General features: G+C 55.1%; 1 protein-coding gene. It reads left to right on the top strand.

Translation table 11 applies throughout. The features are described 5' to 3' along the window. Positions 1–18 precede the first annotated feature (18 nt). Positions 19–385: prophage tail fiber N-terminal domain-containing protein (locus tag JW499_RS21815; protein WP_172864406.1), on the top strand; the 367-nt coding region annotated here is incomplete at its 3' end.

Below are 385 nucleotides of genomic sequence, written 5' to 3'. Positions count from 1 at the left end.
CTTTTTTGTGGGGTGAATATGGCAGTAAAGATTTCAGGAGTCCTGAAAGACGGCACAGGAAAACCGGTACAGAACTGCACCATTCAGCTGAAAGCCAGACGTAACAGCACCACGGTGGTGGTGAACACGGTGGGCTCAGAGAATCCGGATGAAGCCGGGCGTTACAGCATGGATGTGGAGTACGGTCAGTACAGTGTCATCCTGCAGGTTGACGGTTTTCCACCATCGCACGCCGGGACCATCACCGTGTATGAAGATTCACAACCGGGGACGCTGAATGATTTTCTCTGTGCCATGACGGAGGATGATGCCCGGCCGGAGGTGCTGCGTCGTCTTGAACTGATGGTGGAAGAGGTGGCGCGTAACGCGTCCGTGGTGGCACAGA

The organism is Amphritea pacifica (genome assembly GCF_016924145.1).
In the GTDB taxonomy this organism is placed as follows: domain Bacteria; phylum Pseudomonadota; class Gammaproteobacteria; order Pseudomonadales; family Balneatricaceae; genus Amphritea; species Amphritea pacifica.
This window is presented reverse-complemented; position numbering and strand designations above follow the sequence as displayed.